Origin of the sequence: Kitasatospora sp. NPDC101157 (assembly GCF_044768255.1) — a bacterium.
Taxonomy (GTDB): Bacteria; Actinomycetota; Actinomycetes; order Streptomycetales; family Streptomycetaceae; genus Kitasatospora.
In genome coordinates, this window is record NZ_JBIWPL010000016.1 from 113,852 (window position 1) to 130,845 (window position 16,994).

12 protein-coding genes are annotated in these 16,994 nt (G+C 74.3%); all 12 read left to right on the forward strand.

What is annotated here, in order from left to right:
* The first annotated feature begins 32 nt into the window (after positions 1 to 32).
* The 12 genes from ACIRVF_RS27765 to ACIRVF_RS27820 are packed head-to-tail and all read left to right on the forward strand — an operon-like array spanning position 33 to position 16,994.
* On the forward strand, positions 33 to 1,211 hold the full coding sequence (locus tag ACIRVF_RS27765; protein WP_402823537.1) for a glycosyltransferase family 4 protein: 1,179 nt from the start codon (positions 33 to 35) through the stop codon (positions 1,209 to 1,211).
* The gene (locus ACIRVF_RS27770; RefSeq protein ID WP_402823324.1) at positions 1,208 to 2,593 is read left to right on the forward strand and encodes a Wzz/FepE/Etk N-terminal domain-containing protein; all 1,386 of its coding nucleotides are present in this window, start codon (positions 1,208 to 1,210) and stop codon (positions 2,591 to 2,593) included. The genes ACIRVF_RS27765 and ACIRVF_RS27770 overlap by 4 nt, the downstream gene beginning before the upstream one ends.
* On the forward strand, positions 2,590 to 4,119 hold the full coding sequence (locus ACIRVF_RS27775; protein ID WP_402823326.1) for a Wzz/FepE/Etk N-terminal domain-containing protein: 1,530 nt from the start codon (positions 2,590 to 2,592) through the stop codon (positions 4,117 to 4,119). The genes ACIRVF_RS27770 and ACIRVF_RS27775 overlap by 4 nt, the downstream gene beginning before the upstream one ends.
* A 3-nt stretch (positions 4,120 to 4,122) precedes the next feature.
* Complete coding sequence (asnB, locus tag ACIRVF_RS27780) at positions 4,123 to 6,048, forward strand: asparagine synthase (glutamine-hydrolyzing) (RefSeq protein ID WP_402823329.1); 1,926 nt, start codon at positions 4,123 to 4,125, stop codon at positions 6,046 to 6,048.
* A gap of 39 nt (positions 6,049 to 6,087) precedes the next feature.
* A complete protein-coding gene (locus ACIRVF_RS27785) occupies positions 6,088 to 8,289 on the forward strand; it encodes a bi-domain-containing oxidoreductase (RefSeq protein ID WP_402823331.1) in 2,202 nt (733 codons plus the stop codon).
* A complete protein-coding gene (locus tag ACIRVF_RS27790) occupies positions 8,286 to 10,238 on the forward strand; it encodes an alginate lyase family protein (protein ID WP_402823334.1) in 1,953 nt (650 codons plus the stop codon). Before ACIRVF_RS27785 ends, ACIRVF_RS27790 begins: the two co-directional genes overlap by 4 nt.
* A 12-nt stretch (positions 10,239 to 10,250) precedes the next feature.
* Entirely contained in the window at positions 10,251 to 11,777 is a 1,527-nt protein-coding gene (locus tag ACIRVF_RS27795) for a right-handed parallel beta-helix repeat-containing protein (RefSeq protein ID WP_402823336.1), read from the forward strand.
* Between the two features lies 1 nt (position 11,778).
* The gene (locus tag ACIRVF_RS27800; protein ID WP_402823339.1) at positions 11,779 to 13,044 is read left to right on the forward strand and encodes an O-antigen ligase domain-containing protein; all 1,266 of its coding nucleotides are present in this window, start codon (positions 11,779 to 11,781) and stop codon (positions 13,042 to 13,044) included.
* Between the two features lie 2 nt (positions 13,045 to 13,046).
* Positions 13,047 to 14,321, forward strand: coding sequence for a glycosyltransferase (locus ACIRVF_RS27805; RefSeq protein ID WP_402823342.1), 1,275 nt, complete (start codon positions 13,047 to 13,049; stop codon positions 14,319 to 14,321).
* Positions 14,318 to 15,553, forward strand: coding sequence for a methyltransferase domain-containing protein (locus ACIRVF_RS27810; RefSeq protein WP_402823345.1), 1,236 nt, complete (start codon positions 14,318 to 14,320; stop codon positions 15,551 to 15,553). Before ACIRVF_RS27805 ends, ACIRVF_RS27810 begins: the two co-directional genes overlap by 4 nt.
* On the forward strand, positions 15,550 to 16,335 hold the full coding sequence (locus ACIRVF_RS27815) for a glucose-1-phosphate cytidylyltransferase (protein WP_402823348.1): 786 nt from the start codon (positions 15,550 to 15,552) through the stop codon (positions 16,333 to 16,335). Before ACIRVF_RS27810 ends, ACIRVF_RS27815 begins: the two co-directional genes overlap by 4 nt.
* Positions 16,332 to 16,994: a PIG-L deacetylase family protein gene (locus ACIRVF_RS27820; RefSeq protein ID WP_402823351.1), complete on the forward strand. Its 663-nt coding sequence runs from the start codon at positions 16,332 to 16,334 to the stop codon at positions 16,992 to 16,994. The genes ACIRVF_RS27815 and ACIRVF_RS27820 overlap by 4 nt, the downstream gene beginning before the upstream one ends.

A 16,994-nucleotide genomic window follows, 5' to 3' on the forward strand; every position in this document is an offset into this window, starting at 1 on the left:
CGGTCGGCCGCGACGGGCGGACCCGTCGCGCGCTGATCCTGGTGGAGAACCTGTCCGTGCCCTTCGACCGGCGGGTGTGGCAGGAGTGCACGACGCTGCGCGACGCCGGCTGGACGGTCGACGTCATCTGTCCGCGCGGGAGCAAGCGGGACACCGAGCCGGAGGCGGTGATCGACGGCGTGCGGATCCACCGATACCCGCTGCGCGCGGCCACCGGCGGCCCGGCCGGCTACCTCCAGGAGTACGGATCGGCGCTGTGGCACACCGCCCGGCTGGCCCGCAGGGTCGGGCCGGTCGACGTGGTCCACGCCTGCAACCCGCCCGACCTGCTGTTCCTGCCCGCGCTGTGGCTGAAGCGGCGCGGCGCGCGGTTCGTGTTCGACCAGCACGACCTGGTGCCCGAGCTGTACCTCTCCCGCTTCGACCGCGGCGAGGACCTGCTCTTCCGCGCCGTGTGCGCGCTGGAACGCTGGACCTACCGGGCCGCGGACGTCGTGCTCGCCACCAATGAGAGCTACCGCGACGTCGCGCTCAGCCGTGGCGGCCGGCGGCCCGAGGACGTCTTCGTGGTGCGCAGCGCGCCCGACACCGAGCGGTTCCGGCCGGTGCCGCCCGAGCCGGAGCTGAAGCGCGGAAAGCCCCATCTGCTGTGCTACCTCGGCGTCATGGGGCCGCAGGACGGCGTGGACTACGCCCTGCGGGCCCTGGCGAAGCTGCGCGACGAGCACGGGCGCGGTGACTGGCACGCGGTGTTCGTCGGCGGCGGCGACACCTTCGACGCGATGGTGGAGCTGTCCCGCCGGCTCGGGCTCTCCGAGCAGGTGCAGTTCACCGGCCGCGTTCCGGACGCCGACCTGGTGCGCTACCTGTCCACCGCGGACGTGTGCCTGTCCCCGGATCCGCGCAACCCGCTCAACGACGTGTCGACCATGAACAAGGTCCTGGAGTACATGGTGATGGGCCGGCCCATCGTCTCCTTCGACCTCCGGGAGGCACGGGTCTCCGCCGGGGACGCCGCCGTCTACGCTCCCGCCAACGACGAGGGCGAGTTCGCCCGGCTCATCGCGGAGCTGATGGACGATCCGGAGCGGCGAGCCTGGATGGGCAAGCTCGGCCAGGAGCGGATCAACGGGCCGCTCGCCTGGCGCAACTCCCAGCGCTCGCTGCTCGCCGCCTACGCCGCCGCCTGCCGCCCTGGGCCGCGCCGTTGAGCGAGGACACGATACGCCTGGTCACGATCGGCCGGATCCTGCGCCGGCGCTGGCGGCTGCTGGCCGTCCTCGCCGTGCTGGGTGCGCTCGTCGGCTACGGCAGTTCGCTGCTGTTCCCGCCGAGCTACACGGCGTCGGCGTCGGTCCTGCTGCCCGGGGTGTGGCAGGACCGGGAACTGCTGACCCAGGCGGAGATCGCGACCAGTTCGGTGGTGGTCGACCGCGCGGCCGCCACGCTGGGCTGGGCCGGGGTCAGCGGCAGCGCGCTGCGGGACGAGGTGAGCGCCACGGCCGCGGACGGGAACATCATCAAGATCTCGGGCACGGCCGACACCCCGGAGCGCGCCCAGCAGCTCTCCGACCAGGTGGCCCAGCAGTTCGTCACGTTCACCGGGCGGATCGCGGGCGACAGCACCGCCCCCGAGTCGGCGCAGCCCGAGGCGCTGCGGCAGCTGGTGGTCCAGGCCAGCCGGCGCATCACCGACCTGGCCGCCGCGGCCGACCCGGGGAAGACCCTGGAGAGCGTGCAGACCCGTACCGAACTGGAGAAGCTGCGCACCTCGCTCCAGGACGCCATCAAGAAGCTGGACCAGGTCGACCCCGCCGCCAACAAGGCCAACATGGTCGTCATGGGGCCGGCGCCCCGGCCGTCCGGCGAGGCGCCGCCGACCAGGACCCAACTCGTCGCCGGTGGGGCACTGTTGTTCTTCCTGGTGGCGGTCGTCGGCCATCTCGCCGCGGCCCGGATGAGCCGCCGGCTGCGCACCGGACCGGAGATCGCCGCGGCGCTGGGCTCGACCCTGCTCGGCACCGTCGACGTCCCCGCCGAACGTGGCGCGCACCGGCCGACGGGCCGTGGCCCGCGGGCCCTGGTCCGCCGACTGCTGGGCCTCGACGTCCGGTGGGACCTGCCGGCCCCGCAGGCCTCCGGCGACGAGGCGAGCCGGCAGCTCCGCCACCGGCGGGTGTGCGCCCGGCTGCGGGACCGACTGCCGGATTCCCGCACGGTGTTGGTGCTCGTCCCGGACGGCGATGAGACGGCCCGCCGGGCGGCCGGGCAGCTCGCCACCGAGGCGGGGAGCGATCCGCGGCTGCGGGTGGTGGACGTACCGGTGGACCGGCCGTTGGTGCCGGGGTGCGAGGACGGGTCCGGCGCCCTGGTCGTGCTCAGTGCGGGCAACTGGACCGCGGAGCAGCTCGCCGGGATCGCCGAGGCGTGTGCGGACGCCGAGCAGGAGCTCGTCGGCGTCGTCGTCGCCGGACCGGTCCGGGACCGTGCCGGGCGCTCCGGCGACCGTCACCCGGACGGCGCCGCGCCGGCCCTCACGCTCGCCGAGCCGGCGCTCGCCGTCGGCGACGACGCGGGGAGAGGTTCGGGGTGACGACGAGTACGACGCCGGAGCCGCCGGCCGCCGCTCCACTGCTGGACCTCCAGGCCCTGGTGGTCGCCGTGCGCCGGCGCCGCCGCCTCTGGTGCGCCCTGGCGCTGGTCGGGCTGCTGCTCGGCGCGGCCGTGGCCGTCCTGCGGCCGCCGCCGCCGGCCGCGGTGACCAAGGTGCTGGTCGCGCACCAGGCGGACCAGCCGAACGACCCGGGAACGCTGATCCGCACCGATGTCGCCCTGCTGCAGACCACGGAGATCGCCGACGAGGCGCTGAAGGCCCTCCGGTCCCCGGACAAGCCGGAGGACTTCATGAAGGACTACGGGGGGACGGGCTTGACCAACAACCTGCTGCAGATCACCGTCACGGGCCGCAGCGACGCGGAAGCCGTGGCCCGGGCGAAGGCGCTGGCCGACGCCTTCGTGGCGGACCACGTGAAGCGGATCCGGGAGGCCGCGGACGCGGAAGCCAAGGCCCTGCTCGACCAGCGAGACCGGATGCGGGACGAACTCGCCCAGGTCAACCGGTCGATCGGCGACGCCGTCAAGCAGACCGGGCCGAGCGCGTCGGCGAACCTGGACTCGCTCTACGCCAACCGGACCGAACTCACCTCCCGCATCAACGACTTCAGCCAGCGCGCGGCGGAGGCGCAGGTCGGCACGCCGCGGCTCGTCGCCGGCACGCAGATCGTGGACGCCCCGCGCCCGGTGCGCCGGTCCCTGCCCATGGCCGCCGCCACCGACGGCGGGATCGGGCTCGTCCTCGGGCTCGTCCTGGGCATCGCGGTGGCCGCCGTCGGCGCGGTGGTGGCGGACCGGCCCGTACTGCGCCGGGAGATCGCGGCGAACCTCGGAGCCTCCGTCATCGCGGAGCTGCGCCGGGTGCCCCGCCGGTCGGCCGGCCTCCGCCCGCTGCGCCGGACCCGGAAGGCACGGGCGAGGGTCACCACCACCCTGGCCCGCACTGTGGGCGGCTGCGCGGACTCGGTGTCGCTGCTCGAACTGGGCTGCGCGCACAGCGCCGGCGCGATCGCCCTGGACCTCGCCGCCGCCCTGGCGGAGGAGGGGCCGGTGGCCGTGGTCGACGGCCTGCCCGGCCCGCAGCTCGCCAGGCGCCGAGCGAGACCGGGGGACCCGGCCGTGGTCGACGGCGAGGCGGCCGCGGCCCTGCCGCCCGGACAACGCCGGCTCGGCGTCGGCTCGGTGGCGCCCGGCACGGCCTGGAGCGACCTGAGCCACCTCGGCACCCGGACGGTGCTGGTGGTGCGCGCCGGGCACGGCAGCGCCGCCTGGCTGCACACCGTGGCGCGCCGGCTCGCGGACCAGGGCATCCCGCTGCTCGGCGTGGTGCTGATCGACCCCGATCCGCGGGACCGGACCGACGGCACCCTGTGGGACGGCCCGCACACCGCGCTGCGCGGCCGGGACGGGCCGCCGGCCCGGCTGAGCCGGACCGGCCGGCGGCGCACGGAACGACCACCGATGTGGACCGCACGGGTCCCCGACGGCGACCAGGAGGCGAGGTAGCACATGTGCGGCATCGCGGGCACGTACCGATGGCCGGACGGGAAGGCCGTGACCGACCTGCTCACCGAGACCCTCGCGCACCGGGGTCCGGACGGCTCGGGCCGGTACAGCCACCCCCTCGGCGACGGCGAGGTGCACCTCGGGCACCGCCGGCTGGCCATCATCGACCTGACCGGGACCGGCGCCCAGCCGATGGCCGCGGACGGCCTGGTCCTCACCTACAACGGCGAGCTGTACAACGCGCCCGAGCTGCGCGCCGAACTGACGGCCGCGGGGGTGCGCTTCCGCGGCACCTCCGACACCGAGGTGCTGCTGGAGGCCTGGCGGCGCTGGGGCACGGACTGTCTGCCCCGGCTGCGCGGGATGTTCGCGTTCGGGATCTTCGACGAGCGCACCGGTGAGCTGGTGCTCGCCCGGGACCAGCTCGGCATCAAGCCGCTCTTCCTGGTCCGGCGCGGAGAGGGACTGGTGTTCGCCTCCGAGCTCAAGGCACTGGCCGCCGCCACCGGAGGTTCCCTGGAGGTCGACCACACGGCGCTGGTGGCCTCCCTGCTCTACTACTGGGTGCCGGACTCGCGCTGCGCGTTCCGCGAGGCGGAGAAGCTGCCGCCGGGGAGCTGGCTGCGCTGCCGGCCCGACGGCCGGGTGGAGCGCGGCCGGTACTGGCACCTGCGGGAGGTGGCCGCCGAGGGCCGGGAGCGGGCCCGGGCCGGCGAACTGCCGGACCTCGCCGCGATCGTCGAGGAGTCGACGCGGCGCCACCTGCTCTCCGACGTCCCGGTGGCGACCTTCCTCTCCGGCGGACTGGACTCCAGCTACCTGACCGCGCTGGCCGCCCGTGACCACCCCGGGATCTCCGCGTACACCATCGGCTTCCGCGCCGAGGACGCCAGGTTCGAGGCGATGCCGGACGACCTGCGCCACGCCCGGCGGGTGGCCGAGCGGTTCGGCGTCGACCTGCACGAGATCGAGATAGCCCCGGACGTGCTCGACCTGCTGCCGCGGATGACGTACCACCTGGACGAGCCGATCGGCGACCCGGCCGCGATCAACACCTTCCTGATCTGCTCGGCCGCCCGGGAGGCCGGGGTCAAGGTGCTGCTCTCGGGAATGGGCGCCGACGAGCTGTTCGCCGGCTACCGCAAGCACCTGGCCAACCGGCTCGCGCTGCACTACCAGCGCGTCCCCCGGCCGCTGCGCCGCGGCCTGTCCGCGGCCGTGGACAGGCTGCCGGTCGCCACCGCCAACCGGGGCCTGCGCTCGGTGCGGTTCGCCAAGCGGTTCCTCTCCTTCGCCGACCTGCCGGAGGAGACCGCGTTCCGGCGCAGCTACACCATGTACGACCGCGAGGAACTGCTCGCCCTGGTGAATCCGGACCTGGCCGGCGCGGTCGAGGACGTGCTGACCGAGCACGCGGACGTCTACCGGGACAACGACCTGGACGACTTCGTCAACCGCATGTGCCTGGGCGACGCCCGGATGTTCCTGCCGGGACTGAACCTCGCGTACACCGACCGCTCCAGCATGGCCGCCTCCACCGAGGTACGGGTGCCGTACGTGGACGTCGAGGTGGTCAGGGCGGCGTTCGCCGTCCCCGGCGACCGCAAGATCGTCGGACGGCAGGGCAAGGCCGTGCTCAAGGAGGCGGCCGCCTCGGTCCTGCCCCGGGAGATCGTGTACCGGCCCAAGGGCCTGTTCAGCGCCCCGCTGCGGGCCTGGATGAGCCGGGACCTGGCACCGCTGGTGCGCGAGGTGATCGACGACGGCGAGCTGGTGCGGTCCGGGTTCCTGCGCCGCGACGCGCTGGCGCGGCTGGCCGCCGAGGACGCCGCCGGGCAGCGGGACTTCTCCAAGCACTTGTGGCACGTGCTGACGCTGGAGCACTGGTACCGCGGCGCGACCTCCGGCTCCGGCCACAGCACGACCTAGCAGGGCTCAGTCGACGGCTCAGAAACAAGGGGACTTCCGGTGAAACAGGTTGTGCAGAACTACAGGAGCGGCGAACTGTCGGTGCTCGACGTGCCGGTGCCGGGGTGCAAGCCGGGCGGGGTGCTGGTGCGCAGCGCCTTCTCGCTGATCTCCACCGGGACCGAGCTGATGAAGGTGTCCGAGGCAGGCATGTCGATGCTGGGCAAGGCCCGCTCCCGGCCGGACCAGGTGGCCAAGGTCATGCAGAGCGTCGCCGTCAACGGACTGCCCGCCACCTACCGCAAGGTGATGGGCAAGCTGGACTCCTACACGCCGCTCGGCTACTCGCTGTGCGGGGTGGTCGAGCAGGTCGGCGCGGGGATCGACGACGTCAAGGTCGGCGACCTGGTGGCCTGCGCGGGCAACGAGCACGCGCTGCACGCCGAGGTGAACTGGGTGCCGCGGAACCTCTACACCCCGGTCCCGGACGGCCTCGCGCCGCGGCACGCGGCCTTCGGCACCGTCGGGTCGATAGCCCTCCAGGGCGTGCGCCAGGGCGAGCCGCAGCTGGGCGAGGTGGCCCTGGTCATCGGCCTGGGCCTGATCGGGCAGCTGGTGGCGCAGCTCCTGACCGCGGCCGGGGTGCGGGTCGTCGGCGCCGACCCCGATCCGGTGCGCTGCGAACTGGCCGAGCGGCTGGGCGCGGTGGCCTGCGGCGATCCCGGCTCCGCGGCCGTGGAGAACGCCGTCGCCGAGCTGACCGGCGGTCACGGCGTCGACCAGGTGTACCTGGCCGCCGGCGGCGGCAGCAACCAGCCCGTCGAGCTGGCCGCCCACCTGGCCCGGGACCGCGGCCGGGTCGTCGACATCGGCAAGTGCCGCCTGGACCTGCCGTGGAACGCGTACTACGAGAAGGAGCTCGACGTCCGCTTCTCCCGCTCCTACGGCCCCGGCCGCTACGACCCGGAGTACGAGCTCGACGGGCGGGACTACCCCATCGGCTACGTGCGCTGGACCGAACGCCGCAACCTGGCCTGCTTCCTCGACCTCGCCGCCCGCGGCCGGGTCGACGTGGAACCGCTGATCTCCCGCATCGCCGACTTCGAGGACGCCGTCGAGACGTACCGGCGGCTGGAGGACGGCGAGTTGAAGGCCGTCGCGGTGCTGTTCCGCTACCCGGGGGAGGCGGGGGACGAGCCGGCGCGGGCCCCGGCGGTGGCGGTGCCCGCGGTGCGCCGCGCCGCCCCGGCGTCCGCCCCGGCCCGGCCCTCCGGGTCGCCCGTGCGGCTGGCCTTCGTCGGCGCGGGCAACTACGCGACCTCGATGCTGCTGCCGCACCTGGCCCGGCGCGAGGGCGTCGCCCTGTCCGCCGTCGTCACCACGACGGCGCTGTCCGCGGCCAACGCCCAGCGGAAGTTCGGCTTCGCCCACGCGACCACCGACCTCGACGCCGTGCTCGGCGACGGGACGATCGACGCGGTGTTCGTGGTCACCCGGCACAGCTCGCACGCCGAACTGACCCGCCGGGCGCTGCTGGCCGGCAAGACGGTGTTCGTGGAGAAGCCGCTGGCCCTCACCGAGGACGAACTGGCCGGGGTGCTCGCGGCGGTGGAGGAGTCCGGCAACGACCGCCTGCAGGTGGGCTTCAACCGGCGGTTCGCGCCGCTGCTGCGGGAGGCCAGGGCCCGCTTCGGTGCCCGCACCGGCCCGGCGAGCCTGCGCTACCTGGTCAACGCGGGCCGGCTGCAGCACGGCAGCTGGTACCTCCAACAGGGCACCGAGGGCTCGCGGTTCGCCGGCGAGGGCGGGCACTTCATCGACACCGCGAGCTGGCTGCTGGGGGCCGACCCGGTCTCGGTGTACGCGGTCGCCCCGTCCGGCAACGAGGACCTCCAGATCGTGCTGCGCTACCCCGACGGCTCCACCGCCACCCTCAGCTACGTCACCGCCGGCGCGCCCGGCTTCCCCAAGGAGACGCTGGACCTGGTCGCCGACGGCAAGGTGCTGAAGCTCGACGACTTCGTCCGCGCCTCGGTGTATTTCGAGAGCACGGCCGGCGGCAAGCGGTGGGTCAGCTCGCGGCTTCCCAAGGCCCGGGACAAGGGCCAGTCCGCCGAACTGGCCTCGTTCGTCAAGGCCGTGCGCACCGGCGGCCCGATGCCGGTGCCGCTGGAGTCGCTGGTCGCCACCACGGCGGCCACCCTCGCCGTGCAGGCCGCCCTGACCGGCGGCGCGCCGGTGGCCCTGGCGAGGTCGCTGTGACCATGGGCGCGGGCTGGTACCTGCGGCGGCTGTCCCGGATGGGGCCGCGGGAGATCGGCGGCCGGGTCGGCGACGCGGTGCGCCGGCGGCGGTGGCGGTCGTCCGTTCCGCCGCACGGCCCGGGCGCCCCCGGCGCCCGGTTCACCGCCGTCCTGCCCGCCGGGGCGCTCGCCGCGGTGCCGCCGGAGGCCGCCAAGCGGCTGCTCGCCGAGGCGGACCGGCTGATGGACGGACACGCCGAGTTCTTCGGGGTGGAGCGCGACGACCTGGTCGCCCCGGACTGGTGGCGCGACCCGCGGACCGGGCGCCGGGCCCCCGCCGGGTACGCGTTCGACGTGCCGTACCGGGACGAGGACGCGGTCGGCGACATCAAGCAGATCTGGGAGCCCTCCCGGCACCAGTACCTGACCGTGCTCGCCGCCGCCTACGCGCTCACCGGCGACGAACGCTACGCCGAGCGCGTCGCCGGGCACCTGCGCTCCTGGTGGGCGGCCAATCCGCCGCTGCGCGGGGTGCACTGGGTCAGCGGCATCGAGCTGGGCATCCGTCTGCTGTCCTGGGTGTGGATCCGCCGGCTGCTCGACGGCTGGCCGGACGCGGCCGCCCTGTTCGAGGGCAACCCGGTGGCGCTGGACCAGATCTGGCACCACCAGCGCTGGCTGGCCGCCTTCCCCAGCCGCGGGTCCTCGGCGAACAACCACGTCATCGCCGAGGCCGCCGGGCAGTTCGCCGCGGCCTGCGCCTTCGGGTGGTTCCCCTCCTCGGCGCGCTGGCGCTCCGGCGCACTGCGCTCGCTGGAGCGGCACCTGCGCGCCAACACCTTCCGCTCCGGGCTCAACCGCGAGCTGGCCCCCGAGTACCACGGACTCGTCCTGGAACTCGGCCTGGCCGCGCTGGCCGAGGCGGACGCCGCCGCCGTGCCCGTACCCCCGACGATCCGCCCGGTGCTGCTGCGGATGACCGACGCCCTCGCGGCCGTCGTCGACGACCGGCTGCGACCGCCCCGACAGGGGGACGCGGACGACGGGCACGGGCTGGTCCTGGACGGCACGGGCACCGACCGCTGGGCCTCGCTGCTCGCCACCGGGGACGCCGTGTTCGGCCGGCTCGCCTGGTGGCCGGAGACGGCCGGCGCCGATGCACGCACCCCGCTGCTGACCGCGCTGATCCGGCCGTACGGGCGGAGCACGGCCGTGGCCCGCCCGGCGAGCCGTCCGGTCCACTTCCCCGACGCGGGGATGACCATCCTGCGCGGCCCGGGCGGGATCTGGTGCCGCTGCGACGGCGGCCCGCACGGCTTCCTGTCCATCGCCGCGCACGCCCACGCGGACGCGCTGTCCCTGGAGGTCCGGCACGACGGGGTCGACGTGCTCGCCGACCCGGGGACGTACTGCTACCACGGGCAGCCCGAGTGGCGGCGGTACTTCCGCTCGACCCTCGGCCACAACACCCTGGAGGCGGACGGCACCGACCAGTCCCTCTCCGGCGGCCCCTTCCTGTGGACCCGGCACGCCAGCACCCGCGTCCTGGTCGCGGACACCTCCGACCCCGGGGTGGCCCGCTGGTGCGCCGAGCACGACGGCTACCGGCCGTCGGCGCACCGCCGCCGGGTCGAGCTGCACGCGGCGAGCCGGGAGCTGCGGGTGGTCGACGAGCTGCGCGGCCCGCGCCGGGCCGTGCGCCTGGCGTTCCACCTCGGACCGGCCGTCACCGCGGACCTGACGGGTGACCGGGCCCGGCTGACCTGGACCCGGGACGGCGAGGAGCGCTCCGCCGTGCTCGACCTGCCCGGGCAGCTGTCCTGGCGGGCGCACCGCGGCGAGACGGACCCGCCGCTGGGCTGGTACTCCGCCGGCTTCGGACGCCGGGAACCCGCCACCACGCTGGTCGGCACCGGCTTCGCCGACGGCAGCCGGCGGTTCACCACCCTCCTCGGGTTCCGGGGCTAGGGGGAGGGGAGGGTGGGGATCACGAGGCGGCACCCGGGGGCGTGCGCGGCGCTGCTGGCACTCGCCCTGCTGACGGCGGCCGGCTGCACGAGCGGCTCCGACGCCCCGCCGGAGCCGACCGCCGGGCCGACCGGGGCGGCGGCCGTGGCCCGGGTGTGCGCCGACCCCGGGGCCGGTCCGGCGCAGGCGCCGCCCGGCGCGGTGACGGTCGACCCCGCGGTGGTCGGCGACCTCGCGGCGAAGACCAGGAACAGCCCCCCGCACACCACCTTCTGGCTCCGGCCGGGGACCCACACGCTCGATCCGGACCGGTACGCCCAGGTCGTCCCCAAGGAGGGCGACAGCTACCTCGGCGCACCGGGCGCGGTGCTCGACGGCCGGAAGACCAACGAGTACGCGTTCAGCGGCGCCGCCACCGACGTCACCATCCGCCACCTCACCGTGCAGGGCTTCGTCGCCCCGCAGAACGAGGGCGTGGTCAACCACGACTCCGCCGACGGCTGGGTGATCGAGCACAACACGGTCCAGGACAACTCCGGCGCCGGGCTGATGGCCGGCGCCCACCAGCGGGTCCGCGCCAACTGCCTGCGCGGCAACGGCCAGTACGGCATCAACGCCTACAAGTCCGGTGCCCCGGTCAGCGACCTGCTGGTCGAGGGCAACGAGATCACCGGGAACGACACCGACCAGTGGGAGCGGCGGCAGCCGGGCTGCGGCTGCACCGGCGGCGCGAAGTTCTGGGCCGTCAACGGCGCCGACGTGCGCGGCAACTGGGTGCACGACAACCGCGGACCGGGGCTGTGGGCGGACACCAACAACAACGACTTCCGCATCGAGGACAACCTGCTGGAGGCCAACGACGGCGCCGCGCTGATCTACGAGACCAGCTACAACGCGGTCATCCGCGACAACACGATCCGGCGCAACGACTGGGTCGAGGGCCGCAGCGCCGCCGACCGCGGCGACGACTTCCCGTACGCGACGGTCTACCTGTCCGAGTCCGGCGGCGAACCGCGGATCCCGGCCCGCACCGACAGGATCGAGATCTACCGCAACGCGCTGGAGGACAACTGGTCCGGGATCACCCTGTGGGAGAACGCCGACCGGTTCTGCAACAGCCCGGCCAACACCTCCTCCGGTGACTGCACCCTGCTGGTCGGGAAGACCGACAGCTGCTCCCAGCCGACGATCGCCACCCCGCCGCTGTACGGCGACTGCCGGTGGAAGACCCAGCGGGTCGACATCCACGACAACCGCTTCGAGCTGGACCCGTCCGTCGTCGGCTGCGCGGTCAAGTGCGGCCGGATGGCCGTGCTGGCCAACTACGGCACCTATCCGGACTGGTCGCCGTACAAGGGCGAGCCGGTGGCCGAGGCGATCACCGGCGGGCAGCAGAACCGCTGGCACGACAACAGCTACCTGGGACCGTGGAGCTTCGTCGCCCACGACCCGAGCCGCGCCCTCGACTTCGGGCAGTGGCAGGGCCGGCCCTACCAGCAGGACGCGGGCAGCACCTTCCGGCCCCGGGCGGGTGGTTGAGATGGACCGGGACCTGACCCGCCGGGGGCCGGCCGGGGCGGCCGGGGCGGCCGGGCGGCAGCCGGGGCCCGGGGCCGCGCCGCGCCCGGCGGGCCCGCCCCGGACCGTCGAGCTGATCTGGGGGCTGCTGATCCTCAACACCCTCGGCTCCGCCGGGGCGGTGACCGTCGTCCCGCTGCCCCGCTCCCTCATCCAGATGACCACCATGGGCGCGCTGGTCACCGCGTTCACCCTGGCGCTCCTCCTCAACCTGCGGCTGCGCGTCCGGGCCAGCGCCTTCCTGTGCCTGCTCACCCTGCTGCTGGTGCTGAGCGTGGTCTCCAGCGCCCATCTGGAGTCCGGGTTCGGAGCACTGTTCCGCTGCTTCCGGCTGGCGCTGTTCGTCGGCACGCTGTGGCTGCTCAGCCGCTGGTGGGACGGCGGGCCGACGTTCGTCCGGTACCACATCCGGATGTACTTCGCGGTGCTCCTGTCGGTGGCCGCCGGCCTGGTCATCTCCCCGGGCGCGGCGATGCCCGAGCTCTACGGCGGACGGCTGGTCGGCGCGCTGTGGCCGCTCACCCCGCCGCAGATCGGCCAGTACGCCGCGGTGATCGTCGGACTCACCGTGCTGCTCCTGCTGGGCCGCCGGACCACCGGCTTCAGCGCGGCGGCGATCATCCTGCCGTCCCTCGTCCTGCTCGCGCTGACCCACACCCGCACGGCCACCCTCGGCCTGATCGCCGGACTGGCGCTGGCGATCGGCTCGCTCGTCCTGACCAGCGCCGCCGCCCGCCGGTTCTTCGGTTGGGCGGTGCTGTGCGCCACCGCGGCCGCCGTCGGGCTGAGTTCCCTGCTGGAGGCGTGGTTCCTGCGCGGGCAGAGCCAGGAGAACTTCTCCAACCTCACCGGCCGGGCCAAGGTCTGGGACGCCCTGCTCGCGGCGCCGCGCACGACCCTTGAGCAGCTGTTCGGCACGGGCCTGGGCGACAAGTCCTTCGGCGGGCTGCCGATCGACAACAGCTGGCTGGCCGTCTACAACGAGCAGGGCCTGACCGGCACCGCCATCGTGGCGGCGGTCTTCCTCGCGCTGGGCGGCGTCGCCCTGCTGCGGCCGCCGTCGCTCTCCAGGGCCTGCGCGATCTTCCTGATCAGCTACTGCGCGATCGCCTCGTACACCGAGGCCGGGCTCGGCGACGCCTCGCCGTACCTGCTGCACCTGACCGTGGCCGCCTCGCTGCTGGCGGCCCCCGCCGGTCCCGTCCCCACACCCGAAGGGGTGACCTGACCATGCACGTCCTCGTGGTGCACAACCGCTACGGCTCGGCGCAGCCGAGCGGGGAGAACAAGGTCGTCGACCAGGAGGCGGCGCTGCTGCGCGGGGCCGGCCACCGGGTCGAGCTGTTCGAGCGGAGCAGCGACTCCATCGCCGCCCGGTCCCTGCCGGGCAAGGCCGCGGTACCGCTGCTGGTGCCGTGGAACCCGGCGGTGCGCGCGCGACTCGCCGCCCGGCTGCGGGCCGAGCGGCCGGACGTGGTGCACGTCCACAACGTCTTCCCGCTGCTGTCGCCCGCGGTACTCGCCGCCTGCGCCGACGCCGGGGTGCCCGCCGTCGCCACCCTGCACAACTACACCCAGGTCTGCCCGCCGGGCACCCTCCAGCGGGACGGCCGGCCGTGCACCGAGTGCGTCGGGGGCTCACCGCTGCCCGCCGTCCGGCACGGCTGCTACCGCGGCTCCCGGCTGGCGACGGTGCCGCTCGCGGTGAGCCTGGCGGTCAACCGGCGGCGCTGGTGGTCCGGGGTGGAGCGGTTCTTCTGCATCTCGGCGGCGCAGCGCGACGTCCTGGTACGGGCCGGGCTGCCCCCCGAACGGCTGGCGGTGAAGCACAACTTCGTGCCGGAGCCGGGCGTCGGCCGCACCGGCGCCGGGGAGCACCTGCTCTACCTCGGGCGGCTCGCGGAGGCCAAGGGCGTGCGGCTGCTGATGGCCGCGTGGGACCGGCTCGCCGCGGACGGCGGGGTGGGCGTGCCGCTGGTGGTCGCCGGCGCCGGGCCGCTGGAGCGGGAGGTGGCCGCCTGGGCGGCGGGCCGGGACGACGTCCAGTACGCGGGGCTGTACGACCAGGCCCGGTGCCGGGAGGCCGTCGCCCGGTCGGTCGCCGTGCTGGCGCCCTCGACCTGGCTGGAGGCGTTCGGGCTGGTCGTCGTGGAGGCGATGGCGGCCGGGGTGCCGGTCGTCGCCGCGGGTCACGGCGCTTTCGTGGAACTCGTCGAGGACGGTGTGACCGGGCTGCTGCACCGGCCGGGCGAGGCGGCCTCGCTGGCGTCCGCCATCCGCCGGATCACGGCCGAGCCGGTGTGCAACCGGGAGATGGGACTGGCGGCCCGGCGCCGTTACGAACAGGGGTTCGGCCCGGCCGTCGGGCTGGAGCGCCTGGTGGAGGGGTACCGCTCCGCGATCGCGGGTCGGTCCGGCGGCGCGGACGGCGCGCCGCCGGTAGGGAACACGAACGCTGGCCCGCGGCGGGGATCCCGCGCGGGCGGGATTGGGGGCACCACATGACACGATGCCGACTCTGCGGCTCGGCGGCGCTGGCGAGCGTCGTCGACCTGGGGGCGACCCCGCCGTGCGAGAGCTTCCTCGCCGCCGACGAACTCGACCGGCCGGAACCGGCGTACCCGCTGCACCTGCGGGTCTGCACCGAGTGCTGGCTCGCGCAGCTGCCCCCGCTGATCACGCCGGAGGAGACCTTCACCCACTACGCGTACTTCTCCTCCTACTCGACCTCCTGGGTGGAGCACGCCCGCAGCTTCGTGGACGGCGCCGTCCAGCGGCTGGGCCTCGGCCCGGACGCCTTCGTGGTCGAGGTCGCCAGCAACGACGGGTACCTGCTCCGGCACGTGGTGGACCGGGGGCTCCGCTGCCTCGGCATCGAGCCGTCGGTGAACGTCGGCGCCGCGGCGCGGGAGGCGGGCGTGCCCACGCTCACCGAGTTCCTCTCCCCGGACACCGGCACGGCCGTCCGCGCCGAACACGGCCCGGCGGACCTGGTGGTGGCCAACAACGTGTACGCCCACATCCCCGACGTGGTCGGGTTCACCCGGGGGCTGCGGGCCCTGGTGGCCGACGACGGCTGGGTCTCCGTCGAGGTGCAGCACCTGCTGTCCCTGATCGAGGAGAACCAGTACGACACCATCTACCACGAGCACTTCCAGTACTACACGGTCGCCTCCGCGGCCCGGGCCCTGGCGAGCGGCGGACTCACCCTGGTGGACGTCGAGCTGCTCCCCACCCACGGCGGCTCCGTCCGGCTGTGGGCCCGCCCGGCCGAGGCGGCCGGCGAACCGGGCCGCCGGGTGGCCGAGGTGCTGGACCGGGAGAAGGCCGCCGGGCTCCAGGAACTGTCCGGGTACACCGAGTTCTCCGCCCGGGTGGCCAAGGTGCGCCGGGACCTCCTGCGGTTCCTCATCGACGCGGCCGAGCGCGGCGAGACGGTCGTCGGCTACGGCGCCCCGGGCAAGGGCAACACCCTGCTCAACCACTGCGGCATCCGGCCCGACCTGCTCCCGTACACCGTCGACCGCAACCCCTACAAGCACGGCCGGTTCACCCCCGGCACCCGCATCCCGATCCTGCCGCCCGAGCAGATCGCCGTCGACAGGCCGGACTACGTCCTGGTCCTCCCGTGGAACCTGCGGGCCGAACTGGTCGAGCAGTTGTCCTTCGTGCACGAGTGGGGCGGCCGGCTGGTCTTCCCCGTCCCGGAACTCAGCATCGTCGAGGTGAAGCCGTGAAGGTCGTCCTGTTCTGCGGGGGTTACGGGCTGCGGATGCGCAGCGGGGCGTCGGACGACGTGCCCAAGCCGATGGCGATGGTCGGGCCCCGGCCGCTGATCTGGCACGTGATGCGCTACTACGCCTACTACGGCCACACCGAGTTCATCCTCTGCCTCGGCTACGGCGCCCACCACATCAAGGACTTCTTCCTCAACTACGAGGAGACCACGTCCAACGACTTCGTGCTGCGGGGCGGCCGGACCGAGCTGCTGTCCACCGACATCGCCTCCTGGACCATCACCTTCGCGCAGACCGGCATCGAGTCGCCGATCGGCGAGCGGCTGCGCCGGGTGCGCCACCACCTGGACGGCGACGAGATGTTCCTCGCCAACTACGCCGACGTGCTCACCGACGCCCCGCTGCCGGAGATGATCGAGCGGTTCGCCCAGCGCGACGCCGGTGCGTCGATGATGGTGGTTCCGCCGCAGTCCTCGTTCCACTGCGTGGAGTTGGGCGAGGACAACCTGGTGGGCGGCATCACCGCGGTGAGCGACATGCCGCTGTGGGAGAACGGCGGCTACTTCGTGCTCCGCCAGGAGGTCTTCGACCACATCCCGGAGAACGGTGACCTGGTGGCCGACGGCTGCACCCAACTCGCCAAGCGGGGACGGCTGGTGGCCCACCAGCACCGCGGCTTCTGGAAGCCGACCGACACCGTGAAGGAGCGGGCCGCCCTGGACGCCGCCTACGCGCACGGCGACCGCCCGTGGGCGGTCTGGGAGCGGGAGGGCGCGGCGTGATCCGGCTCCGGCCCGGGCGCCTGAACGGCGTCGTCGCCGTGGGCGCGCACTGCGACGACATCGCCATCGGCGCCGGCGGCACCCTGCTGACCATGTGCCTGGCGCGTCCCGGGCTGCGGGTGGACGCGCTGGTGCTCTCCGGCGGCGGCAGCGAGCGGGAGCAGGAGGAGCGGGCCGCGCTCGCCGCCTTCTGCCCGGGCGCCGACCTGCGCCTGACCGTCCGCAAGCTGCCGGACGGCCGGCTGCCGGCGCACTGGGACGAGGCCAAGGCCGCGGTGGAGGAGCTGCGCGCGCAGTCCGACCCGGACCTGGTGCTCGCCCCGCGCACCGAGGACGCGCACCAGGACCACCGCGGCCTGGCGAAGCTGGTGACCACCGCGTTCCGCGACCACCTCGTGCTCGGCTACGAGATCGTCAAGTGGGACGGCGACCTCGGCCGCCCGACGGCGTACCAGCCGCTGACCCCGGAGACCGCCGAACAGAAGGCGCGGCTGCTGCAGGAGCACTACCCCTCGCAACGGCACCGCCCCTGGTACGACCGGGAGGCCTTCCTCGGGCTGGCCCGGATCCGCGGCATCGAATGCCACGCGCGCTACGCCGAGGCCTTCGCCGCCACCAAAGCCACTCTCGATCTGGGCACTCTCAACCTGGGGGGTTGA